This is a genomic window from Paraburkholderia sp. JHI2823 (assembly GCF_038900695.1).
In the GTDB taxonomy this organism is placed as follows: domain Bacteria; phylum Pseudomonadota; class Gammaproteobacteria; order Burkholderiales; family Burkholderiaceae; genus Paraburkholderia; species Paraburkholderia mimosarum.
Window position 1 is genome coordinate 118,280 of sequence record NZ_JAYMRY010000011.1, and the last position, 22,163, is coordinate 140,442.

The window sequence follows — 22,163 nt, forward strand, 5'->3', positions numbered from 1 at the left end:
CTCGCGAGCGGCGAAATCGACGGGATTCCACTCAAAATGTCTGCCAGTCCCCGGCACCGGTATCCGTCGCGACTGCGGCCTCCCTGTCGGCAGTACTGACTGGCGATGGCCTCGTCGAAGTTGCACGGGAAGGAGTGCGAACTACTGGTTCCGGCCGACGCAGCTCATTGCGGGACGCAACCACCCGGGATGGCGATGCATCGGCAATCCTGAAGACTGCCACAGCTCGACGCAGCGCCTGGGCCTGCTCGGCCATCGACTGCGTAGCAGCCGCAGCTTCCTCGACCAGCGCGGCATTCTGCTGGGTCACGAGGTCCATCTGGCTTACCGCCGTATTGACCTGTTCGATCCCGGTGCTCTGTTCTTCCGATGCCGAAGAAATTTCACCCACGATGTCAGTCACGCGCTTCACCGACTCGACGATTTCGGTGATCGTGCTGCCCGCTGTCTCCACCAGCTTCGAGCCAGCGTCCACCCGATCTATCGACTCGCTGATCAGGTCCTTGATTTCCCTGGCCGCGGTGGCACTGCGTTGCGCAAGCGTGCGGACCTCGCCAGCCACGACGGCAAACCCCCGTCCCTGTTCACCGGCGCGGGCCGCCTCGACTGCAGCGTTGAGCGCCAGGATGTTCGTCTGGAACGCGATACCCTCAATCACGCTAATGATCTCGGCCATCTTCGCCGAGCTGCCGGAGATCCCGTGCATGGTCTCGACCACCCGTCCGACCACTTCGCCGCCGCGCTGAGCGATTTCCGATGCCGTGCCGGCCATCGCGGTTGCCTGCCTTGCGTTATCCGCGTTATGACGGACCGTGCTGGTGAGCTCTTCCATGCTGGAGGCGGTTTCCTCAAGTGACGCGGCCTGCTCTTCAGTGCGCCGTGAGAGATCGGTATTGCCTTGCGCTATCTGGCCGGCAGCGACCGAAATTGACTCACTGGAGGCCTGGATGCCCCGAACGATTGTCGTCAACTGGTCCTTCATGAGACCCAGCGAGAACATCAGACTGCTGCGATCGCCCGCCTTCAACGGGACCGCCGTGCACAGATTGCCTTGCGCGATGTCGCTGGCGAGCGCAGCCGCCTCGCGTGGCTCACCACCAAGCTGCCTGGCCAGGCCGCGCGCAATGACCAGCGCCAACAGCAGCGCACTTGCCGACGCAGCGACGATCAGGCCAACCACGAGTGCAATAGCGTGCGAATACGCCTGGTCTGCGGCTTCACCTTCGCGCCTGGATCCCGCCACATTGACGTCGACAATCGTCGTGATGTCTTTGTCGATGGCATCGCGAAGCGTAGCCGCCTGATCCCTGACGACAGCCATGGCGTCGGCCCCCTTGCCCGCTTTGATCAGCGCACGAATTTGCCGATCGATCTGCAGATATTGCGGCATCAGCGTCTGGATATCCGAAAACGCTATCTTCTCCTCCGGCTCGGAGATGAATGTCTCGTATTCCGCGACTGCACGGCCATAACTTGCGATGCCGGCCTCGATTCGTGTATCGGCTTCCTGAATTTGAGCAGGGGTCTCAGAAGTCGCAAGGCGGTATTCGCCAAGGCGAATCTCGCGCAGCCCCGCCTGCATCTGCAGGCTGCTGCGCACGGAGGGTAACCAGTTGTCGCGCATCTGCGAGACATGACTGTTTTCTGCACTCATCTCGAAGAGGCTGAATAAACCGAGGCCGATCAACAGAACGATCACCGCGGAAAAGCCCAGCATCAACTGGGTCAACACTCTCAGGTTCTTCAGATATTGCACGAAAGATCACCCCGTATTTTTAAAATAGTAAAATGAAAGCAGCTTGACTACAGCTGGGGACTGATCGTCGATATTCGCAGCGTGGAATTAGTCAGCCTATTGAAACTGCAAAAAACTCGCTGCTGGCACACTCACGAAATCGGGGCACGGCCGGGCTTACGAGCTGGCGGTTCTTGAAAGACATTCACATCATCACCTCAATAATGTTAAAAGACTACTACATCTATCCCACCATCGCATATCGGTTTTTGTTCAGAAAAACGGCGAATTCTTATTACAACAAGCGCAAACGTTTCCCATGAATCGAGGCTTGACAGCCAGAGATTTTCTTATTGCTTGCATGGAAATTTGCGATTTTCATCGGTCGGTTTATGAGACTGGAACAGCCTCCCGCGCCCAATTAATGTGGCCACAACCTTTCGCTGCCGCCGTGCCACATTTTCGCTCGGCCCTTATCTGAAATTCATGTGTGAAATTCATTGGGCATTTCCGCCGGCAGACAGCGGTCATCGATCTGTGCGCTCAGGTTCGCTTGCGAGTTCGCACCCGCTGGCCGCGCCGTCCCGTGCCTGGGGCCTTAAGCCTGCGTTAACTTTACGCTCCGTACAATTGCTGAATCGATATCTCACGCCTGATGACCGCCCATGTTCAAGCTTTCGTGCCACCATCGCGCCAATCTGTTGCTGTGCGCGTCACTTCTCGCGGTTTCGTCATTCGCACAAGCCGGAGAAATCAAGATGCTGATGAAGGACATGAAGCTCGCCATGCAGGGAGCGATGGCAAGCACAACGATGCCCGCCTTGAGCAGTTACGTGGCCCGTCTGGAACGTGATGTGGAGCAAGTTAGTCATCAAGCTTATCGCGACGACCAACCCACCTACGACGAAGGTATGCAGGCTCTGCGGGACGAACTTGCCGAGGTTGATCAGGCCATTCGTGCAAACGACATGACGACCGCCAAGAACGCGCTGCGCAGGATCGACGGGACCAGAAAGCACTACCACGCCCTGCTGGGCTAATCGATACGCCAACGGACATCATTGCATGAAAGCCCCTTCGCGCTACCCCATTTCAGTCAGTCTTTTGCATTGGTTGCTGGCCATCGCGCTGATCGGCAATCTTGTCATCGGCTGGCTGCTCGACGACCGCGAGGGACTCCTCGCCTTGCACAAGTCGATCGGCATCGCCATCCTCGCCCTCGCACTCATTCGCCTCACAAACCGGTTGCGTGTGCGCGACCAATTGCCGCCTTCCGTGAACAAAACCGGTACGGCGGCATACTTCATCGAAGGCATGGTCCATCGCTTGCTCTACGTGTTGATGCTTGCGGCTCCTCTGCTCGGGTGGCTAAAGACCAATGCGGCAGGACATCCAGCCAGCTTCTTTGAACTCTTCACGTTGCCGACGCTTTTGTCCAGAAACCGCGAGCTGTCTCACTGGTTTGGAGAACTTCACGCAATGGCCGCCTATGGACTGGCCGCACTGGTAGGTTTGCATTTGCTAGGGGCGCTGGCGCACCGGCTTCTCAAGGGGCAAAACATCATTCCACGCATCGTTCCCTTGCCCCGACGACCCCTACCCAAGGCGAGACGCCTGGCGGACTAATCTGGATCGACTACGTCGCGATTCCGCAAGCCGCACGGGTTCGCATGCTGTCGACACCGCCGCGATTTTCCGTGGCCGGCATGGTGCACTTCGTTGACGTCAAATTCCAGGGACGATCAGCTTTCCGATTGACCGCCAATCGGTCGAGCGCGATCGCCATTCGCGGCAGCGAAGCGTCGAGCCCCAGCGCGCTCATTGCCGTCGTGAAGCTCGCGTGGTCGTGAGGAGCTGCGCGCGCTGCTCGGCGCGGGGCCCGACGACCTGCCGGAGATCCGGCCCGTGCCTTTGCCGCTGCCGCAGGCGACCTTGCCGCCCACGCTCTCGTATGAGCTGCTGGCCCGCCGGCCGGATCTCCAGGCCATGCGCTGGTACGTGCAGTCGTCGTTCAGCCGCATTGACGCGGCCAAGGCCGCGTTCTACCCAAGCTTCGACATCAAGGCGTTCTTTGGCGTCAATGCGCTGCATCTTTTCGATCTGTTCACGCACGCGAGCCAGCAGATCAACCTGATTCCGGGCCTGTGTTTGCCGATCTTCGAGGGCGGACGCCTCAATGCGAAACTCAGCGGCGCTCGCGACGCGAGCAACGCAGCCTGCTTTGCCGCGTCGCGGGTCAAGCCAAACCCGCCGTGCGCGACGGGGCGGACCGGGCATTCGCTCACCTCGACGAGGCTTGAGCGCAGCAGCGGCGCGAACTTCAAGCCGAGCGTCCGCTGTTACTCACGAGCCAGCACGACGCCCACGCGTGCCGTCGTGGACGGCATGAGCAGCAAGGCTGCGGCGAGCGACACGAGGCATCCGGCAAAGACTTCCTCGATGCGCAATTCGGCAAGCGGCACGATGGCGAAGCCAAGCTGGCCGTAAACGAGCCCGACGAGCGTCGTGATGAAGAACACACCGCGAGCGTATGCGTGAAAAATGTAGTAGGCCCAGCCGAAAACCGATAAGGCCATGGCGGCCACGAGCAGCCAGGTTAGGTGTCCGCATAGGGTAATGAGCAGCACGCTGACCGCCGCGCCGCTCAGCGTGCCGGCAATGCGCTTCATGACCCGTGCGCGTGTGCCCTGATACGAAGTCGTCCCAAGAAAAACGACGAACGTGCTGATGACCGCCCACATCGAACGGTCTTCGGACAATTCGCCGCCCGCCAATATCGCGAGCAGGGCCGCGACGCTGGCGACGAGGGCCGGCCGCCACGCGAGCCGGTGGAGCCGGTGCGCGAGCACGGTGGAAAAGGGCCGCCCGGTCGGGCGTCCGGTTACGAGGAGGTCGGCGACATCATGGACGGCTGCGCGGCCCCATGCCTTCGCAGCCGCGAGGGTGTGGGGCAACGCGCGCATGAGCGACGGCGCCGGCGCACCGCCCCGCGTCACCGGAATGACGACGCGCCCGACGAAGGCGACGATGAAAGGAGCCATCGCCATGGCGGTCAGCATTGTCATCAGCCGCGTGTGAGAAGGATGCAGATACAGGCCGAGGTAGAACGACACCAGCGCGAGCATCGCTGCGCCCACCGCGCGAGCGCCGAGCGATTGGCACAAGATGCCCAGAAACACGACGAGCAGCGCCCCGGCGTCACGCAGCGCAGGCTGCGAGGCGAGCGCGGCGGCACCGGCAAACGAGGCGCAGGTGCACAAATAGAGAACAAGTATCGAGACGAGCCAGCTCGACCAGCGCGCTTCGCGCAGAAATAACGGCGCAATCATCGCGAACAACGCACCAGGTACGGCAAGCGTCGGCGTTTCGTGATGGTGCAGCGCCCAGGACACGCCCAGGCCCGCCGTGAGCAGACAAGCGAGCGTCGAGCGTGCGGCACCGCGCAGGCGCGCGAATTCGGGGTCCTCGACAAGTGCGCGTTGGAACGCGCGTGAGCAAGCGGCGGCGATCATGGTCGACGATATCCGTGCATGTCGGCTCCGGGCTTGTGGCCGTGGCCGATGTCCGGGCATGGCAGCCCGGCGTTGGGATGGACACCTGATGCGCACGCCTTCCGGGATCTCCGGTCTGGCGCGCGCCCGGTGAGGCTTACTCCCGGGCTACACCCAGTCTGCGTCCAGGATAGGACGCGAGACGGTGGCCCGGGTTTTCCCGGATGATAGCCGATCAAAATTACGCGAATGTCGCGCTCGACAAAATCGCGCAACAGTCGTCGCATCGGCGCTTCACGCGCATGCGGCCCCGCCCCGCTGCATGGGTGACAACGACAGCCAAGGGCTTTCGCAGCCGCGCCCCTGTTTGCACCGGAGCCCGATAGAAACGGGCCGCCAGCTACTTCGGTGTCACCTCCGACTGCGCCGTCTGTTACGGCTGAAACCGGCGCCGTTTCCCGCGTTTCAGTTGCAATGGCAACGCCCGGGTTTGAAACGCCCCGCTAACCGCTCGCCGGTCAAATGCTTGTCATCGGGACGGGCAGTCGAATATCGAAAACGGCGGCCGCCCGACTCGGGTGCCGTTGCAGTCAAGCGGCGTTGACTTTCTCGACGGGCCGGACAGGGCGTCGCAATTGGATAGATAGAGGAACGCAGATGAATCGCAGGGAAATGATGCAGTCCACCCTTCTTGCCTCGGTGGCACTTGCCAGCACAAGAGCGTTTGCACAATCCGCCGATGCGGGTGCATCGGCGCCGGCGGCGGGCTTCCGTCAGGAAACTGACAGCATGGGCCTCGTCAACGTGCCTGCCGACAAACTGTGGGGTGCGCAAACCCAGCGATCGCTCGAGCACTTCAGCATCGGCCCCGATCTGATGCCGAGGGAGATGGTCACCACCTATGCGATCCTGAAGAAGGCAGCGGCCAACGTGAATTACTCGGAGAAGCGGCTCACTGACCAGCAGCACGACCTGATCGTCAAGGTGTGTGACGAGATCGTCGCCGGCCAGCACGCCGACATGTTCCCGCTGCACGTGTGGATGACCGGCAGCGGCACGCAGTTCAACATGAACGTCAACGAGGTGATCTCGAACCGCTGCTGCCAGATCGCGGGCACGCCGCTGGGCAGCCACACTCCAGTGCATCCCAATGACCATGTGAACATGTCGCAGTCGTCCAATGACTCGTTCCCCACGGCCATGTACATGGCAGCCGCGATGAACGTCAAGCAGCGCCTGATGCCAGCCGTGTCGAACCTGCGCGACTCCATCGGCGCGAAGGCGAAGGACTGGATGGATATCGTCAAGATCGGCCGAACCCACATGCAGGATGCGACGCCGATCACGCTCGGTCAGGAATGGTCCGGCTACGAGGGCATGCTGACCGACAACCTGGAACGGCTCGACGACGCGCTAAAGGGCGTCTACCGCCTTGCGCTCGGCGGTACTGCGGTGGGTACCGGGCTGAACACGACACCACGATTTGCGCCCGCCGTCGCCGCCGAAATCGCGCGCCTCACGAACCTGCCGTTCGTGACTGCTCCAAACAAGTTCACCGTGCAGGGCGCCCACGATGCGCTCGTTCACCTGTCGGGTACCATGCGCACGCTGGCCGTGTCGCTCTACAAGATCGCTAACGACATCCGGCTGATGTCGTGCGGACCCCGTGCCGGTTTCGCAGAACTGATCATTCCGGAAAACGAGCCCGGCTCATCGATCATGCCGGGAAAGGTCAACCCCACGCAGGCGGAAGCGCTTGCCATGGTGGCAGCGCATGTCATGGGCAGCGATGTTTCCACGGGAATCGGTGGCGCAAGTGGTTACCTGGAAATGAACGTCTACAAGCCGCTCATCATTTTCGACATCACGCACTCGATCACGATCATGACGGACTCGTGCACGAACTTCCGCAAGTTCCTCGTGGAAGGCACGAAGCCCAACCTCAAGAAGATCAAGGAGTACGTGGACCGGTCGTTGATGCTCGTCACCGCGCTGTCGCCGGTCATTGGTTACGACAAGGCTTCCAAGATCGCGCATTACGCCTATGACAATGACCTCACGCTCAAGGAAGCCGCACTCAAGCTCAACTACGTTAGCGAAGCGGACTTCGACCGGATCGTCGATCCGCGCAAGATGGTGATGCCTTACGTTGCGCACAAATAAGGCGCCTTGCATGAGCGGCGGCGTACCCAGGCGGGAGCGCCCACAAGGACGGACGACGATAGGCCCTTCCGCCGTCAGGAAACGAAGATGGAATCAGTGAAAGCAAACCCGGCAGTCGCGATACTGCTCACGTTGTGCGGCGGATTTCTCGACGCGTTCACATTTGTCGGCCACGGCCGGATATTTGCGAATTCGATGACGGGAAACATCGTGGTGACGGCGGTTAGTCTCGCCGACGGAAATCGCCACGCTGCACTTGTGCATCTGGTCCCTCTGGGCGGATTTGCAGGCGGCGTGTTGGGCGCCCATCTGTTGCGTCTGGCTGCTTCGCGTAACGAGTCGTTTCCACCCATCGTTGCGCTGCTGCTTGAGACTGCTTTCCTGTTCGCCGCCGCGATAGCCCGTATGCCACAGGCATGGCTGATACCGGGAATCTCATTCGTTGCCGCTTTACAGACGACGATTTTCACGCATTCCGGCACGCAGCCTTACTCGTCGGTCATGACCACAGGGAACCTCCTGAGGGCGTTACAAGGCTTCTTTCGATCGACGATACCGCGACGCGATTTCGCAGGAATACGCGGCGCAGCCGTGCTCGCAGCGATATGTTCTTGCTTCGCCTGCGGTGCCACCGCGGGTGCCGTCGCGACGCAACGGTTTCACGATATGGCGTTGCTCGGCCCTTCGTTTCTCGCATTCATCGCATTGATTTGTCTTGTTGCGCTAAAGACCTGCGAGCGCAGGCAAGACGCTTAACGTTACATTTCCGGCCCACCCGGCTAACCTCAGGTTCGACACAACGAACGCATTTTCAAGGAGCATCATCATGGGATCGCTGAGTATCTGGCATTGGTTGATTGTTTTGGTCATCGTTTCTCTTGTCTTCGGAACGGCGAAGTTGCGAAATATCGGCTCCGATCTTGGGTTCGCGGTGAAGGGATTCAAGGATGGCGTGAAGGAGGTGGAGTCGCTTTCGCAAAGCGTGGACGCGGAAGTCGCAGGTGAGCGCGGCGGAAAAGGCCATTGATTTGCGGCGGCGCTTCGATAGGACGCCGTTTCTCTTTTCGCGGAGAGCAGTTCGATGTTGGACGTGGATTTTTCGAAATTGCTGTTGATCGCGGCGGTTGCAGTCGTCGTGCTTGGGCCCGAGCGCCTGCCGCGCGTGGCGCGCGCGGTGGGGGTCCTCATTGGACGATCGCGGCGTTACCTCGATGATCTGAAGTCGCAGGTCACTCAGGAACTCGAACTCGAGCAACTGCACGCAATGAAATCGCAGATCGAGTCGGGCGTACAGACGTTCGCCGCGCTCGCGGACCCGGGCTCGACGCTCACGCGCAACGCCGTCACGTTCGTGGAAACGAATACGTCAGAGACCCTGGTGGCCACTCCACCCAGGCAGGATGATGCGGTTGGACTCGCGCGGCTATCGCGTCGTGCAAACGCGCCATGGCGTTGGAATGCACCGTCGACAGGCGCCGGCGATCCGAGCCAGGCGCGCAGGAAGCGCCGATACAGTGGTGCTGCGCAGCCGCGTCCGCTACGCCATGCGGCCTTCAGAAGAAGGAACCGCATCCTCATCGGAATTGCCCGGTGACAGCGCGACAGACAAAAGGTGACACACGATGAGCAGTACACAAAAACTCCCGTACGGAGCCGATGAGCAAGCCGGCCAGACCGACCAACCGTATCTGACCCACATCGTGGAGCTGCGCCGGCGTTTGGTGAGAGCAGCCGCAGCAGTCCTCGTGGCTTTCGTGGGGCTCGTGTACTGGGCGCCGGGGATCTTCCGCCTCGTGGTGCGGCCTCTGGCAGACAACCTGCCGCAAAACGGCAAGCTCATCGTCACGGACGTCACGGGCTCGTTCTTCGTGCCGATGAAAGTCACGATGATGGTTGCATTCGTCGTCGCGTTGCCGGTCGTGTTGCATGAGCTGTGGTCGTTTGCGGCGCCGGGCCTCTACAGGCATGAAAGGAAGCTCTTCGGGCCGCTCGTGGTCTGCAGCTATGTGCTGTTCCTCGCCGGGATGGCCTTTTCATATTTTCTTGTATGTCCCGCGATTCTTCATGTCATGGCGCACTACAACGCGCCGCTCGGCGCGCAGATGATGACGGACATCGACCATTACCTGCGCTTTACCGTTCGCTTGTTCATCGCATTCGGCGTGGCCTTCGAGGTGCCGGTGGTCATCGTCGTGCTGGTCCGCAGCGCGCTCGTGAATATTGCCAGATTGAAGCAGATTCGCCCTTACATCATCGTCGGCGCATTCGTCGTCGCCGCAGTCGTGACGCCGCCCGATGTCATGTCTCAGTTGCTCCTTGCCGGCCCCCTCGTGCTCCTTTACGAGCTCGGGATTGTGGCAGCAAGGATCTTGGGCAGCATCGGGAGATCGGCTGACCAGTGACGCGCAGGCAGTCGATGCCGCACTGAGGCCAATTGGTGACAACCGTAAAGGATCGATTGTGGAAGATCGTAAGAGAGTGTTGGTGATGGAGGACGACATGTCGATGCGGGCGCTGCTCTCCCTCACCTTCCGCGATGCGGGCTATGACGTGCTCGAGTCAACGGGCACGAGCGTCCCGGATTTCCTTGCAGGCCCGGTCGATCTCGCGGTGGTCGATATCAATCAGCCGAAGGCGATGGATCCGGAGCGGATCGCTCTCGTCCGGACTGTCTTTCCCTCCGTGCCCGTCATCGCGATTTCGGGCTATTTCCCGACACAGGCTCAGGCCATGTCGATGCTGGCCAGCCGGTTGGGCGTGGAACGGGCGCTGGCCAAGCCATTCAGGCGCGAAGCGTTGTTACAAGCCGCTGCGGCGTTGACCGGCCGGGGCGCGAATGGCTCTGGGCGACGAGGCCTGGCACCGTAGACAGCTGTGCGGCGATGCGAGAACCTAGTCGGGCAGTAGATGCTTCAGCGTGCGCGCGAGTTCCGCCCTGGGCAACGGCTTGCGCAATTGGGCGTTGACGCCCGCCTCGTGCGCCTCGGTTTCCAGCGCGGGGCTGCTCAATCCGCTGACAAGAATGATGGGTATCTCGGCGCGTACGGAACGGATCATCCGGGCGAGTTCGACGCCGGTCATCCCGGGCATCGTCTGGTCCGTGACGACCGCGTCGAAGCGCTGAGGATCGGCGCGGAAAGCCTGCCACGCCGCGTCGCTGGAGACGAAGCCTGCCGGCTCGTAGCCCAGTTCCGCGAGGCGCTCCTCGCCGATCCGCACGAGCGCTTCTTCATCGTCGACGAGCAGGATGGTCTGCCCTTCACCGTAAGGGCAAGCCTCTTTGTCCCTGGGTGCTTGACTGGTGTGCGAATCGATTGTTGGAAGTAGAAGCGTGAATTGACTTCCTGCGCCGACCACCGTCCGGACGTCGATGCCGCCGCCATATTCGCGAACGATCCCGTCGACGAGCGCCAGTCCCAATCCGGTTCCCTCACCAGCCTTGCGCGTCGTGAAGAAGGGATTGAAGATGCGCTCGAGCAGGTCGGGCGCCATGCCTACACCGCTATCCGATACGGCGAGCCGCACGAAATGCCCCGCTTCCACGGCGCCGTGCGACAGCGAGCATGCGGCATCGAGGTCGACCGTGTCGAGGACCACGCTGAGCGTTCCGCCGCCCGGCATGGCGTGAATCGCATTGACGCAAAGGTTGGTCACCAGCTGGTCGAGATGCGCCGGATCGCCTTCGATGCTGGCCTCCGGTGCGTTCAGTTCGACTTCCAGCCGGATGCCGGCGGGAAGGCGCACCTTCAGCATTTCGATCGAGTCGTGAACGACGGGCTGAACCTGGACGGGCTGCCGGGTGGTGAGCCCGCTGCGGCTGAAGGTGAGAATCCGCTCGACCAGCGAGCGTGCACGGTCCGCCGACTTGAGCACCTGCGCCACATAGCGCTGCCCGGGTGTCTCGTCCGCGAGTGCCTGGAGCGCGAGCTCTCCATAGCCGACGATCGCGCCGAGAATGTTGTTGAAGTCATGGGCAATGCCGCCGGCGAACGTGCCTAGCGCTTCCAGCTTCTGCGATTGCCTCAGCTGGCTTTCGAGCTGGCGGCGCGCCTGCTCGTCCTCGCGGCGCTGCGTGACGTCTTCCACGGTCGCCACGATGACATCTTCCTGGCGTGCCGGGTCCTTGGCCGTCTCATCCGACACGGTAACGCGCGCGAGCCGCACATCTGTCCAGACAGTGTGTCCGTCGCGGTGCTGGTAGCGTTTCTCAAAGCGAATGCTTTGCAAGCCATCTCGCAACAGCCGCTCGACATGCTGCCGGGTGAGCTCGACGTCTTCGGGGTGGGTGATGTCGGCCTCGGTCAGGTTTTGGAGTTCCGTTGACGAGTAACCGACCATGCGTTGAAACGCGGGGTTGGCGGCGAGGTAACGCCCGCGCGGCCGCAGCAGCATGATTCCCGCCGGCGCGTTATCGAACACGGTTCTCCAGCGTCGCCGGCTCCACTGTAGCCGGCGCGTGAAGCGTCCGAGTTGCTGCATCCTCCTCATGAGCGCGATGCCTAGCGCCGCCACGAGTAGCGAGAGCACGCTGGCGCCGATGAAGTCGTAGATTGTAGATAGGCGCCATGCCTGAAGCGCGAGCGCTTCGTCGCGCGTGACGTCAACGGCCAGCTGGAATCCGGGCACCTGTTTGCGGGCGGAGAGTACCGGCCGACCGTGCTTGCCGGGTTCGTTCCCGCTTGCGGACGCCACGACCGGCACACCGTCCTCGCGCCGAAGCGTGATACTGGTGCGTTCGTCCGGATCGACGCGCCTGTAGAAGTCGCGAAAGTAGCCGTCTTCGATCAGCGCGACAACGGCGCCTTCGAATCGGCCATCTGCGTCCTCGAGACGGCTAGCCATCGCAAACGTAGGGCGGCCGTCGACCATGCTGACGAGCGGCTCGCTCACCACCAGCGCGTTGCCCGATGCGCGCTGCACAGCCTTGAAGTAGGCCCGCTGTGAAACATTGGCGGCGGGGTTGCCGGGGAGGGTCGTTGCTATCCGCTGGCCCGTGGCATCGACGATGTCGAGTTGCCTGATCTGGGGTACGCCGGCGATTTCCTCGCGAAGAAAGCGGTTCACGGCCTCGCCGGCGTCCGCTGCGTTTTTTGTGTCGCGCGACCAGCCGGAGGTGCGCCGGAGAATGAATTCGACGCCCTGCAACGACCGGGCGGTTTGCTCTGCAAGCGCGCTCGCGAGGCTCGATAGTTCCCTGGCGTTGGACTGGAGCACCAGTTGGCGCGATCGCAAGCTTTCCGTCACCGCGCCGATCCACAAAAGGAGTACGAGCAGGCACCCTGCTGCCAACAACCTGTACTGGTGCGGCCATGCAACCCTGCGCCTGATTCTTTCCGTGCTCATCGAGGCTCTTTTGTTCAGTTCGCGAAGCTTGGACAAACGTGGCCACCCCGCATTGCCGCGAGCATTGTTCGATGGGGACAATGACCGGCGATGACCTGGCCGTTTCGGTTTCGGGCTAGATCAATGGCGAACGAAAAGTCCCGCCAGTCGCGTACTGCATGTGAAGCGCAGGAACGCGGCGACAAAGCTGCCGCTCAGCGCGTTTCCCACTCGACCGGCGCGGGCAGCTTTTCCACCTGCGCGGTGAAGACGTAGCCCGCGCCGCGTTCGGTCTTGATGTAACGCGGGTTCGAGGGGTCTTCCTCGATTTTTCGGCGCAGCCTCAGGATTTGCACATCGATGGCGCGGTCGTAGACCTCGTCGTAGAGGCGGCTCGATTCGAGCAGCTGGTCACGCGTCAGGATCTGGCCGGGCGAGGCGAGAAACGCGGCGAGCAGCGAGAACTCGCCGTTGGTCAATCCCACCGTTTGGCCCGCTGGGGAGACCAGGCGTCGCGTGTTGATGTTCAGTTCCCAACCTGCGAAACGGTAGCCTCGCGCATTGGCCTGCCGCCCGGCGGCGACCTGTGTGTTCCTCGATCGGCGCAGGAGGGCACGAACACGCGCCAGCAGCTCGCGGCAACTGAACGGCTTCGTCATATAGTCGTCCGCTCCCAGCTCCAGCGCCATCACGCGGTCTGCCTCTTCCAGGCGACCCGAAAGGATCAAGATCGGGAGCGATGATTTTTCACGGATGCGCCCGGCTATCTGGATACCGTCTTCGCCCGGCATGCGCAGATCGAGAATGATCAGATCGACGGCACCGTTTTTGAGCGCGGCTGCCATTTCCGCTCCGTTAGCCACGGCGGACACGCGAAAGTCGTTCCCTCCGAGGTATTCGGTCGTTACGTCGCGAATGGCGGGGTCATCGTCGACGACGAGTATGTGAGGCAAGATGATGTCGGCCATGACTGGAAACCTCGCGACAGTAAAGGCCTGGCAGGTAGCTCAAGCGATTTCGGATTGCCGACAGTTCGGGCGGCCGTCCTGTAAGGGAAAAGTCGGCGTATCGATTTGATCGTACGCGCATTTTAACGGGTCCCGTCGGAATCGACATGGACAATGCTGCGGACGCGGGCCCGAGCCTTGCAAGAATATCGGGCCAGGGACAAAGGGCCGCGTGCGCGATGCGGCTCCGCGCCACGTTGACTGCGACGGTCGTGTGCCCCCCTTGTTACGGATGTAATGCGCAAGCGCCAGATCGCAATCGGCTAGCAATACGCGAGACCCAAACTCCAGCCAACCCGGCCTGACTGGAGCTAGCACGTGGAAGCCTCTGCACGCCTGCTATCGCGGACACAGTACGGAACGGGTATCCAGAAACTGTCGAATTCAGGAGAAATCGATGTCTGCCGCTCATCAATGGCCCACGGCCGCCACCGTCAAGCGTGACGCCGACTCCAGTCGTCTGGTCGCCCGTCTGGAGGCGATCGTCGGGAAAGACTTCGTGCTAACTGACGACGACCAGACTCGCCGTTACCGCACGGGGATTCGCTTCGGCAACGGCAAGGCGCTCGCCGTCGTGCGTCCGGGCTCTCTGGTCGAGCAGTGGCAGGTGCTCAAAGCCTGCATCGAGGCGAACGTGATCGTGCTTGCGCAGGCGTCCAATACCGGGCTGACCGGTGGCTCGACGCCGGACGGCGATGACTACGATCGCGATATCGTGATCGTCAGCACGACGCGCATGAAGAAGATTTACCTGATCGAGGAAGGTAAGCAGGTCGTCTGCCTGCCGGGTGCCACGCTCGATCAGCTGGAGAACGACCTGCGTCCAATTGGACGGGAGCCGCATTCGGTCATAGGTTCGAGCTGCATCGGCGCGTCGGTGTTCGGCGGCATTTGCAACAACTCGGGGGGAGCGCTGGTGCAGCGTGGCCCCGCTTACACGCAAATGTCGGTCTTCGCGCGCGTGGACGACGCCGGCAACCTGCATCTGGTGAATCATCTGGGAATCCGGCTCGACGGTACCGAGGAAGAGGTTCTGGGCCGCCTGGACCGCGGCCAGTTCACCGAAAAGGATGTGATTCCCGATGCTGGAGCAGGTCACGACAAGAACTACGTTCAGCACGTTCGACAGATCGACGAGCCCACGCCCGCGCGCTTCAACGCGGACGCGCATCGCTTGTTCGAAGCATCGGGTTCAGCCGGCAAGGTGATGGTTTTTGCAGTCCGGCTCGACACGTTTCCGACGGAGAAGGATGCACGGGTGTTCTACATCGGCACCAACAAGACTGCCGACCTGACCACCATACGTCGCGAAGTACTCGGCAAATTCAGGCACCTGCCCATTTCCGGCGAGTACCTTCATCGTGACGCGTTCGAGATCGCCGAGAAGTATGGCAAGGATATGTTTTTGATGATCCAGTACCTCGGCACTTCGCGGCTGCCCGCGATGTTCGGATTGAAGGCACGCTTTGACGCCTTGTTCGAACGGATTCCGTTACTCCCGGCGAACTTGACCGATCGAATCATGCAAGGGCTCAGTCATCTGTTCCCTAACCACCTTCCTGAGCGGATGAGGGCGTACAAGAAGAAGTTCGAGCATCATCTGATGCTCAAGGTGTCTTCCGAGGGTGCGGCCGAGGCGCGGGACTTTCTGAAGAAGTATTTCACAACCGGGGATGGGGCCTTTTTCGAGTGCACGCCCGATGAAGGCAAGAAGGCCTTCCTGCACCGCTTTGCGGCGGCCGGGGCGGCTAACCGCTACCGCGCGGTGCATAGCCGAACCGTCGAGAATATCCTTGCGCTCGATATCGCCCTGCCACGCAACGAGCGGAACTGGTTCGAGAAACTGCCGCCCGACATCGAAGCCCCGATCATCCTGAAGCTTTATTACGGCCATTTCTTATGCCATGTATTCCATCAGGATTACATCATAAAAAAGGGCAACGACTGCATGGCGCTCGAGCACAAGATGTGGAAGCTGCTGGATCGGCGGGGGGCGGAATATCCCGCCGAACACAATGTAGGCCACCTCTACTATGCGAAGCCAGCGCTGAAAAACCACTACCAGACCCTGGATCCTTGCAACTGCTTTAACCCGGGCATCGGGCACACGTCGAAGTTCGCAAAGTACCGCGACGCCGCAGACACTCCCGGAGCGACCGGCACGACGCAGAAGGCCTCCGTGTAAGCGCAAGACGTATTATGCGGGCGGCGCCAGCTAGCCCGTTCTATAAAGAGGAACGCGCAGGGTTGCTGCGCGCCCGGACTGCAATGCGCGGGCAAGATACTTTTGGCATCGTGCCCGCGCATCCGAAACCCGTTGCATTAGTGGTGGCTATACACCACATTCGAGCCGGCCTTTGACACTGCCGGGCCGCCCGCGTCAGACGAGCCACTCACAGCACCACCATAACCACCGTTTGCAGCGACCTGCTGTGCAGCCACTTTGGCTTCAGCTGCCTGGACCTGCGCGGGATAGGTCGTGTTGTCGCCGTCGCCGACGTGATAGCCAGCCTTTTCCAGCTGGATCAGTTCGGCCCGCACCTGGGCACGGGTGATGGGTTGGCTCGATTGAGCGAACACTGCGACCGGAGCGGCAAGGGCAGCAGCGACGACAACTGTTTGAATGAGAGACTTCATGGTATTGACCTCCATACGTTGTTTAGCACTTCTACGAACAGCCCTGTTCGTAAGTCAGTGGCTACAGTTTAATTAAGCAGACGCCTAAGATTAAGGCGCATGCCGGAAGGGGTTTCTTTCAGGATCGGCGGGAAATGGGCGGGCCTGCGCATGCGCTGCCTCAGGCTTCGCCCGGCGGCGCGAACTCGATGTACAGCGCGCGGGCAGACGAATCACGCGCCTTCGAGCAATTGAAGTAGCGCCTTGCGCGAGTCGCTCAGCGCAAAGCGTGTTTCCACGACATCCACGGGCCCGTCGCTCTGAAGCGCGAAATAGTCGGGCGTGCCAGCTGTTGCCTCGACCGGCGCAGATGCAGGCAGCAGCAGCACGGCCATTTCATGCAGACTCAGTGCGCGCAGCAGGCGCGGCGCGGCATGGGCGCGCGGCTTTGCAGTTTTAGTTTCATGAGGGTCCGCGTGCCCGATGCGGCTGCGCGCCACGTTGACTGCGCCGGTGATTTGCTTCACCAGAAGTTACAGCTGTAACGCGTGAGCGCCGGATCGCAACCGGCCAGCAACATGCGAGACCCAAACTCCAGCCAACCCCCACCTGACTGGAGCAAGCACGTGGAAGCCTCTGCACTCCTGCTATCGCGGATACAGTTCGCCGCGACGGTTTCGTTTCACATCATCTTTCCGTCGTTCACCATCGGCCTCGCGGCGTGGCTGTCCGTGCTCGAGGCCATGCGGCTCGCGACCGGCAACCCCGTCTACCGGCGCGTGTTCGACTTCTGGTTGAAGATCTTCGGCGTCGCGTTCGGCATGGGCGTGGTGTCGGGCATCGTCATGGCGTTCCAGTTCGGCACGAACTGGAGCGAACTCTCGCGTGCAAGCGGTCCGATTCAGGGGCCGCTGCTCAGCTACGAGTCTTTCACTGCGTTCGCGCTCGAAGCCACGTTTTTCGGCGTCATGCTGTTCGGACGCAACCGCGTCAAGCCGTGGTTCTATCTGATGTCGTGCATGCTGGTGGCACTCGGAACCACGCTCTCGGCGTTCTGGATCCTCGTCAACAACTCGTGGATGCAGCATCCAGTGGGCTATGTCGTGCAGAACGGCGTCTACGTGCCTACGGACTGGGCCGCCATCGTCTTCAACAGCGTGGTCTGGGTTCGCTTTCCCCACATGCTGCTCGCGGCCTATCTGACCACGGCGTTCTGTGTCGCGGCCGTGGGCGCCTGGTACCTGCTCAAGGACACGAGCCGCGTGGAGGCCACCGTCATGTTCCGCATGGCACTCGGCCTTGCCGCCGTGCTCGTGCCGCTGCAGATCCTGTTCGGGCACCTGACGGGCGACTACATCCATGACGACCAGCCCGTGAAGTTCGCGGCCGTCGAAGGCCGCTGGGTCGACGAGCAGCCGGCTGCCGAAGTGATCTTCGCGGTGCCCGACGTCAAGGCCGAACGCAATCGCTACGAATGGAAGATTCCGGTCCTCGGCAGCCTCGTCGCCTCCAGCACGCTCGATTCGCGCGAAGTCGGCCTCAAGGACTTCCCCCTCGCCGATCGGCCGCCGATCCTCGTTCCTTTCTTCGCATTCCGGATCATGGTCGGCTGCGGCATGCTGATGCTCGCCCTCGCCTGGATCGGCACCTACGTTGCACGGCGCGGCAAGCTGGAGGAACGCAGGTGGCTCCTGTGGCCAGTCGCCCTGAGCTTCCCGCTTGGCTTCGCCGCCGTCCTCACCGGCTGGTTCACCGCCGAAGTCGGCCGTCAACCCTGGACCGTCTGGGGCGTGCTGCGCACCGCGGACGCGATGACGCCCGGCCTCTCCGCTCACTTCGCCCTCGCGTCGCTGATCATGTACGTGCTCGTCTACAGCTTCATCTTCTGCTTCGGCGTCTACTACATCCTGCACATCATCCGCAGCGGCGTTTTCAGCGGCAAGGTGCTCACCGTCTGGAACGGGCACGTCATTCCGCAGACGTACGAACCCCGTCTGCCCGCGACATCGCGCGCCTCATCGTCCAATCACTAATCGGGAGAACAACATGCTTGACTGGTTCTGGCTGGTCGAACTCGCCTTCGCCCTCGCCGCCTATATCGTGCTCGACGGCTTCGACCTCGGCGTCGGCATTCTGAGCGGCTTCGCCGCAAGCGCCGCCCGGCGCGACCAGATGGTCGCCTCGATCTCGCCCGTCTGGGACGGCAACGGGACCTGGCTCGTGATCGCGGGCACCATCCTGTTCGGGGCGTTCCCGGCGATCTATTCGATCGCGCTCCCGGCGCTCTACGCGCCGCTCTCGGCCATGCTGGCCGGACTGATCATGCGCGGTGTCGCAATTGAATTCCGCCACAAGGCGCACGGCTCGCGCTGGGTGTGGAACGTGCTGCTGTTCGCAGGCTCGCTGCTCGCCGCGTTCGCGCAGGGCGTCGCGCTCGGTGCCTACGCCCAGGGCGTGCCTGTCGAGAACATGCATTACACCGGCAACGGCTTCGAGTGGGCCACTGCATTCCCGCTGTGGTGTGGTCTCGGCGCGGTGCTTTCCTATGGCCTCCTCGGCGCCGGCTGGCTGGTGCTCAAGGGCGAAAACGACCTGCGCCAGTTCGGCTGCTCGGCCCTGAACCGCCTGACGCCGGTGACGGTCCTTGTTCTCGCGGCGATGTTCGCCGCCACGCTCTTCGACCACCGCGTGATCGAAGCACGCTGGCAGCTTCACCCGACACTCTTCGTTCTGCCGCTGCTGAGCCTCGCGACGTTGATCGGCTTGCCACTGGCCGCGCGCCGTGGCGAGGGCCGCACGCCTTTCGTCCTCGCTGCGCTCAGTTGCGCGCTGCTTCTCGTTACGCTCGCGGCGTCCTACCTGCCATACGTCGTTCCGTTCGATCTCACGATCGACCAGGCAGCCGCACCGGCCTCCAGCCAGACGTTCATGTTCTGGGGCGGCGGTCTCTTCGTTCTGCCGATCATCGTCGCCTATACGTACGTGGCCTATGCGGTATTCCGCGGCCGCGTCTCCAGCGACCATGCCTATCACTGAATTGCCCCTTCCATTTGAGGACATGCTGCCATGAAGGTCGCCCTGTTCATTCCGTGCTTCATCGACTCGTTTTTCCCCGATGTCGGCGTGGCCACGCTCGAGCTGCTCGAGCGCCTCGGCTGCAACGTCGACTATCCGCTCGATCAAACCTGCTGCGGTCAGCCCATGGGCAATAGCGGCTGCGAGAAGCAAGCCGCCGCCACGGAAAACCTGTTCGTGCGCAACTTCACCGGCTACGACTACATCGTCGCGCCGAGCGGCAGCTGCGTGCACCACGTCCGCGACAACCTGACGGCTGCCGATCAGACCAGCGACGCGCAAAAGGTGCGCCGCAACACCTACGAACTCGTGGAGTTCATTCACGACGTTCTGCAGGTGCGCGAATTCCCGTGGGCCGAGTTTCCCCACAAGGTCGGCCTGCACAACAGCTGCGGCACGCTGCGCAGCCTGAAGACGGCGAGCATGTCGGAAATCGCGGGGCCGTTCTTCTCGAAGCCGATGACGCTCTTGAACGGCGTCAAGGGCATCGAGTTCATCAAGCCGGACCGGCCCGACGAATGCTGCGGTTTCGGCGGCACGTTCTGCGTCTCGGAGGAGCCCGTGTCGGCCCGCATGGGCGCGGACAAGGTGCGCGACCACAAGCGTAACGGCGCCGAATACATCGTCTCGGCCGACTCTTCGTGCCTCATGCACCAGAAGGGTTGCGCGGACCGCCTCGGACTCGGCCTGAAGTTCATCCATATCGCCCAGATTCTGAATGGAGCACGAGCATGAAACGCGTCGATCACGTGGGCTTTTCGAAGAAGTTCATCGCGGACGAAAAGCACATCGAATTCCACGACAAGCGTCTGTGGGGCCTGCGCAGCGCCCGCGACATCGAAGTCCACGCCATTCCCGAATGGGAGGAAATGCGCTCGCTCGCCTCGGCAATCAAGGAGCACACGCTCACGCATCTGCCCGACTATCTCGAACAGTTCGAGCGCAACGCCACCGCCAATGGCGTGAAGGTGCACTGGGCGAAAGACGCCGAGGAGCACAACCGCATCGTGTACGAGATCCTGAGCGAGCGTAACGCCCGGGTTCTCGTCAAGAGCAAGTCGATGCTGACCGAAGAGTGCGAGATGCGCCCGTATCTCGAGGAGCGCGGCATCACGGTCGTGGAGACCGACCTCGGCGAGCAGATCCAGCAGCTCGACGACGAGATGCCCTCGCACATCGTCGTGCCTGCGGTCCACAAGCTGGCCACCGACGTCGCGAAGACCTTTGCCGACAAGTTCGGCACGGATCCGAATGAAAAGGACATTCCGAAGCTTGCCGAAGCGCAGCGCAACGCCACGCGCCCGCTCTTCCTGAACGCGGACGCCGGCATGACCGGCTGCAATTTCGCCGTGGCGGAAACCGGCGGCGTCACGGTCTGCACGAACGAAGGCAACGCCGACCTCAGCGCGAACGTGCCGCCGCTGCATATCGCCTCGATCGGTATCGAGAAGCTCATTCCGAAGCTGGAGCACCTCGGCCTCTTTATCCGCATGCTGTCGCGCAACGCGCTCGGCTCGCCCATCACCCAGTACACGTCGCATTTCCGTGCGCCTCGCGAGGGCGGCGAGATGCACTTCGTGCTCGTCGACAACGGCCGCTCCGAGCGGCTCGCGATGGACGACTTCTGGTACTCGCTCAAGTGCATCCGCTGCGGCGCGTGCATGAACACGTGCCCGGTGTACCGGCGCAGCAGCGGTTTGAGCTATGGCGGCGTGTACTCGGGTCCGATCGGCGCGATCATCAACCCGACCTACGACCTCAAGAAGTACAGCTCGCTGCCCTTCGCCTCCACGATGAACGGCAGCTGCACCAACGTCTGCCCGGTGAAGATCAATATCCACGAACAGATCTACAAGTGGCGGCAGATCATCGCCGAAAAGCACGAGCTGCCGTTCGTCAAGCAGGAGGCCATGAAGGTCGCAGGCCAGGTGCTGTCCCGCCCGAAGCTCTACCGCGCCGCCATCAAGACCGCCAACAAGGCTGTCTCCACGCTGCCGCGCGTGGTGCTTTACAACCCGCTCAACGAGTGGGGCAAGCAACGCGAAGTGCCCGAAGCGCCGACCGAAACCTTCCGTGACTGGTACCTGAAGAGGAACAAGAAATGAGCAGCCGTGATCTGATTCTCTCCCGTCTTCGCGAAGTGGCGCCCGCGCCGCGTCCGCTGCCGGAAGTGCCGATGTTCGACCGGAATCTTCCGCCCACGCTCGAGACGTTCAGGAAGTCGCTCGCGCGCCTTGGCGGCACCTGGTGCGACGCCCCCGCCGATGGCAATCTCGAAGCCTGGATCCGTTCGCGCTTCCCGCAGGCCCGCGTGGTCTGCTCCGCCGTGCCCGAGGTCGAGGGCACCCGCCGCATCGAGGATGTCGAGCGTCCGCACGATCTCGAGGATGTGGACGTGGGCATCGTGCGTCCCGCGTTCGCGGTCGCGGAGACCGGCTCCATCTGGCTGAGCGAGCACGAGTATCGCGTCAATGCGCTCGGCTATCTCTCGCAGCATCTCGTGGCGCTCGTCGATCCGTCCGATATCGTCGACAACCTCCATCACGCCTATCATCGGCGGGAGTTCTTCGAGGCGCGCTACGCATGCCTGATGAGCGGCCCGTCCGCAACGGCGGATATCGAGGGTGTGCTCGTTCGCGGGGCGCAGGGTGTCCGGTCGCTCACCGTGATTCCCGTGCCGCGAGCCAACGCGGCCCGATAGCCCAGACCCACACGACTATGCAAAGCTTCGTGAGCGGACGCGAGCAACTACTG

The 22,163-nt window shown here is 62.0% G+C and carries 20 protein-coding genes; 14 read left to right on the forward strand and 6 right to left on the reverse strand.

The genetic code is table 11. The features are described from left to right. Positions 1 to 31 precede the first annotated feature (31 nt). Positions 32 to 1,756 carry a methyl-accepting chemotaxis protein gene (locus VSR34_RS15025; RefSeq protein ID WP_342962794.1) on the reverse strand — a complete coding sequence of 575 codons (1,725 nt, stop codon included), beginning with the start codon at positions 1,754 to 1,756 and terminating at the stop codon, positions 32 to 34. 644 nt (positions 1,757 to 2,400) lie between these two features. Between VSR34_RS15025 and VSR34_RS15030 the strand changes: the two genes are divergently transcribed. Next, a complete protein-coding gene (locus tag VSR34_RS15030) occupies positions 2,401 to 2,775 on the forward strand; it encodes a cytochrome b562 (RefSeq protein WP_042289722.1) in 375 nt (124 codons plus the stop codon). A gap of 25 nt (positions 2,776 to 2,800) precedes the next feature. Next, entirely contained in the window at positions 2,801 to 3,361 is a 561-nt protein-coding gene (locus VSR34_RS15035) for a cytochrome b/b6 domain-containing protein (RefSeq protein ID WP_342962795.1), read from the forward strand. 713 nt (positions 3,362 to 4,074) lie between these two features. On the opposite strand, the gene VSR34_RS15040 is transcribed toward VSR34_RS15035, so the two are convergent. Beyond that, positions 4,075 to 5,247, reverse strand: a complete 1,173-nt coding sequence (locus VSR34_RS15040; protein WP_342962796.1) for an FUSC family protein — start codon at positions 5,245 to 5,247, stop codon at positions 4,075 to 4,077. 636 nt (positions 5,248 to 5,883) lie between these two features. On the opposite strand from VSR34_RS15040, the gene fumC reads away from it, so the two are divergent. The 6 genes from fumC to VSR34_RS15070 all read left to right on the forward strand — a co-directional run bounded on the left by fumC (position 5,884) and on the right by VSR34_RS15070 (position 10,257). Continuing rightward, a complete protein-coding gene (fumC, locus tag VSR34_RS15045) occupies positions 5,884 to 7,389 on the forward strand; it encodes a class II fumarate hydratase (RefSeq protein ID WP_342962797.1) in 1,506 nt (501 codons plus the stop codon). Positions 7,390 to 7,476: 87 nt separating this feature from the next. After that, positions 7,477 to 8,145, forward strand: coding sequence for a YoaK family protein (locus tag VSR34_RS15050; RefSeq protein ID WP_342962798.1), 669 nt, complete (start codon positions 7,477 to 7,479; stop codon positions 8,143 to 8,145). 70 nt (positions 8,146 to 8,215) lie between these two features. After that, positions 8,216 to 8,416, forward strand: a complete 201-nt coding sequence (gene tatA / locus VSR34_RS15055) for a Sec-independent protein translocase subunit TatA (protein WP_342962799.1) — start codon at positions 8,216 to 8,218, stop codon at positions 8,414 to 8,416. Positions 8,417 to 8,470: 54 nt separating this feature from the next. Further along, positions 8,471 to 8,983, forward strand: coding sequence for a Sec-independent protein translocase protein TatB (tatB, locus tag VSR34_RS15060; protein ID WP_342962800.1), 513 nt, complete (start codon positions 8,471 to 8,473; stop codon positions 8,981 to 8,983). 28 nt (positions 8,984 to 9,011) lie between these two features. Next, positions 9,012 to 9,791, forward strand: a complete 780-nt coding sequence (gene tatC / locus VSR34_RS15065) for a twin-arginine translocase subunit TatC (protein ID WP_342962801.1) — start codon at positions 9,012 to 9,014, stop codon at positions 9,789 to 9,791. Positions 9,792 to 9,849: 58 nt separating this feature from the next. Continuing rightward, complete coding sequence (locus VSR34_RS15070; RefSeq protein WP_342962802.1) at positions 9,850 to 10,257, forward strand: response regulator; 408 nt, start codon at positions 9,850 to 9,852, stop codon at positions 10,255 to 10,257. Positions 10,258 to 10,281: 24 nt separating this feature from the next. Here the strand turns inward: VSR34_RS15070 and VSR34_RS15075 are convergent, their stop codons facing one another. Both VSR34_RS15075 and VSR34_RS15080 read right to left on the reverse strand, forming a co-directional pair. Next, positions 10,282 to 12,603 (reverse strand): ATP-binding protein, encoded by a 2,322-nt coding sequence (locus VSR34_RS15075; RefSeq protein ID WP_342962803.1) that lies wholly within the window; start codon positions 12,601 to 12,603, stop codon positions 10,282 to 10,284. Positions 12,604 to 12,926: 323 nt separating this feature from the next. After that, entirely contained in the window at positions 12,927 to 13,679 is a 753-nt protein-coding gene (locus tag VSR34_RS15080) for a response regulator (protein WP_342962804.1), read from the reverse strand. A gap of 436 nt (positions 13,680 to 14,115) precedes the next feature. Between VSR34_RS15080 and dld the strand changes: the two genes are divergently transcribed. Further along, positions 14,116 to 15,903, forward strand: coding sequence for a D-lactate dehydrogenase (gene dld, locus VSR34_RS15085; RefSeq protein ID WP_342962805.1), 1,788 nt, complete (start codon positions 14,116 to 14,118; stop codon positions 15,901 to 15,903). Between the two features lie 137 nt (positions 15,904 to 16,040). On the opposite strand, the gene VSR34_RS15090 is transcribed toward dld, so the two are convergent. Together VSR34_RS15090 and VSR34_RS15095 are read right to left on the reverse strand one after the other, a co-directional pair. Then, the gene (locus VSR34_RS15090) at positions 16,041 to 16,355 is read right to left on the reverse strand and encodes a DUF4148 domain-containing protein (RefSeq protein WP_342962806.1); all 315 of its coding nucleotides are present in this window, start codon (positions 16,353 to 16,355) and stop codon (positions 16,041 to 16,043) included. 212 nt (positions 16,356 to 16,567) lie between these two features. Beyond that, positions 16,568 to 16,861, reverse strand: a complete 294-nt coding sequence (locus VSR34_RS15095) for a hypothetical protein (RefSeq protein ID WP_342962807.1) — start codon at positions 16,859 to 16,861, stop codon at positions 16,568 to 16,570. Between the two features lie 99 nt (positions 16,862 to 16,960). On the opposite strand from VSR34_RS15095, the gene VSR34_RS15100 reads away from it, so the two are divergent. Genes VSR34_RS15100 through VSR34_RS15120 form a run of 5 tightly spaced genes read left to right on the forward strand, consistent with a single transcriptional unit; the run spans position 16,961 to position 22,110 of the window. Further along, complete coding sequence (locus VSR34_RS15100; protein ID WP_342962808.1) at positions 16,961 to 18,367, forward strand: cytochrome ubiquinol oxidase subunit I; 1,407 nt, start codon at positions 16,961 to 16,963, stop codon at positions 18,365 to 18,367. A gap of 13 nt (positions 18,368 to 18,380) precedes the next feature. Continuing rightward, the gene (cydB, locus tag VSR34_RS15105) at positions 18,381 to 19,370 is read left to right on the forward strand and encodes a cytochrome d ubiquinol oxidase subunit II (RefSeq protein ID WP_342962809.1); all 990 of its coding nucleotides are present in this window, start codon (positions 18,381 to 18,383) and stop codon (positions 19,368 to 19,370) included. Between the two features lie 30 nt (positions 19,371 to 19,400). Beyond that, positions 19,401 to 20,144 (forward strand): (Fe-S)-binding protein, encoded by a 744-nt coding sequence (locus VSR34_RS15110; protein ID WP_342962810.1) that lies wholly within the window; start codon positions 19,401 to 19,403, stop codon positions 20,142 to 20,144. After that, positions 20,141 to 21,514, forward strand: a complete 1,374-nt coding sequence (locus VSR34_RS15115; RefSeq protein WP_342962811.1) for a lactate utilization protein B — start codon at positions 20,141 to 20,143, stop codon at positions 21,512 to 21,514. Before VSR34_RS15110 ends, VSR34_RS15115 begins: the two co-directional genes overlap by 4 nt. Continuing rightward, a complete protein-coding gene (locus VSR34_RS15120) occupies positions 21,511 to 22,110 on the forward strand; it encodes an LUD domain-containing protein (RefSeq protein ID WP_342962812.1) in 600 nt (199 codons plus the stop codon). The genes VSR34_RS15115 and VSR34_RS15120 overlap by 4 nt, the downstream gene beginning before the upstream one ends. Positions 22,111 to 22,163: the final 53 nt, after the last annotated feature.

What these genes read in the sequence shown, in the direction of transcription:
- VSR34_RS15050 (WP_342962798.1), top strand. Translation starts at nt 7,477, where the DNA reads ATGGAATCAGTGAAAGCAAACCCGGCAGTCGCGATACTGCTCACGTTG.
- VSR34_RS15115 (WP_342962811.1), top strand. Translation starts at nt 20,141, where the DNA reads ATGAAACGCGTCGATCACGTGGGCTTTTCGAAGAAGTTCATCGCGGAC.
- VSR34_RS15035 (WP_342962795.1), top strand. Translation starts at nt 2,801, where the DNA reads ATGAAAGCCCCTTCGCGCTACCCCATTTCAGTCAGTCTTTTGCATTGG.
- VSR34_RS15120 (WP_342962812.1), top strand. Translation starts at nt 21,511, where the DNA reads ATGAGCAGCCGTGATCTGATTCTCTCCCGTCTTCGCGAAGTGGCGCCC.
- tatA (WP_342962799.1), top strand. Translation starts at nt 8,216, where the DNA reads ATGGGATCGCTGAGTATCTGGCATTGGTTGATTGTTTTGGTCATCGTT.
- dld (WP_342962805.1), top strand. Translation starts at nt 14,116, where the DNA reads ATGTCTGCCGCTCATCAATGGCCCACGGCCGCCACCGTCAAGCGTGAC.
- fumC (WP_342962797.1), top strand. Translation starts at nt 5,884, where the DNA reads ATGAATCGCAGGGAAATGATGCAGTCCACCCTTCTTGCCTCGGTGGCA.
- tatB (WP_342962800.1), top strand. Translation starts at nt 8,471, where the DNA reads ATGTTGGACGTGGATTTTTCGAAATTGCTGTTGATCGCGGCGGTTGCA.
- VSR34_RS15030 (WP_042289722.1), top strand. Translation starts at nt 2,401, where the DNA reads ATGTTCAAGCTTTCGTGCCACCATCGCGCCAATCTGTTGCTGTGCGCG.
- VSR34_RS15110 (WP_342962810.1), top strand. Translation starts at nt 19,401, where the DNA reads ATGAAGGTCGCCCTGTTCATTCCGTGCTTCATCGACTCGTTTTTCCCC.
- VSR34_RS15090 (WP_342962806.1), bottom strand. Translation starts at nt 16,355, where the DNA reads ATGAAGTCTCTCATTCAAACAGTTGTCGTCGCTGCTGCCCTTGCCGCT.
- cydB (WP_342962809.1), top strand. Translation starts at nt 18,381, where the DNA reads ATGCTTGACTGGTTCTGGCTGGTCGAACTCGCCTTCGCCCTCGCCGCC.
- VSR34_RS15080 (WP_342962804.1), bottom strand. Translation starts at nt 13,679, where the DNA reads ATGGCCGACATCATCTTGCCTCACATACTCGTCGTCGACGATGACCCC.
- VSR34_RS15040 (WP_342962796.1), bottom strand. Translation starts at nt 5,247, where the DNA reads ATGATCGCCGCCGCTTGCTCACGCGCGTTCCAACGCGCACTTGTCGAG.
- tatC (WP_342962801.1), top strand. Translation starts at nt 9,012, where the DNA reads ATGAGCAGTACACAAAAACTCCCGTACGGAGCCGATGAGCAAGCCGGC.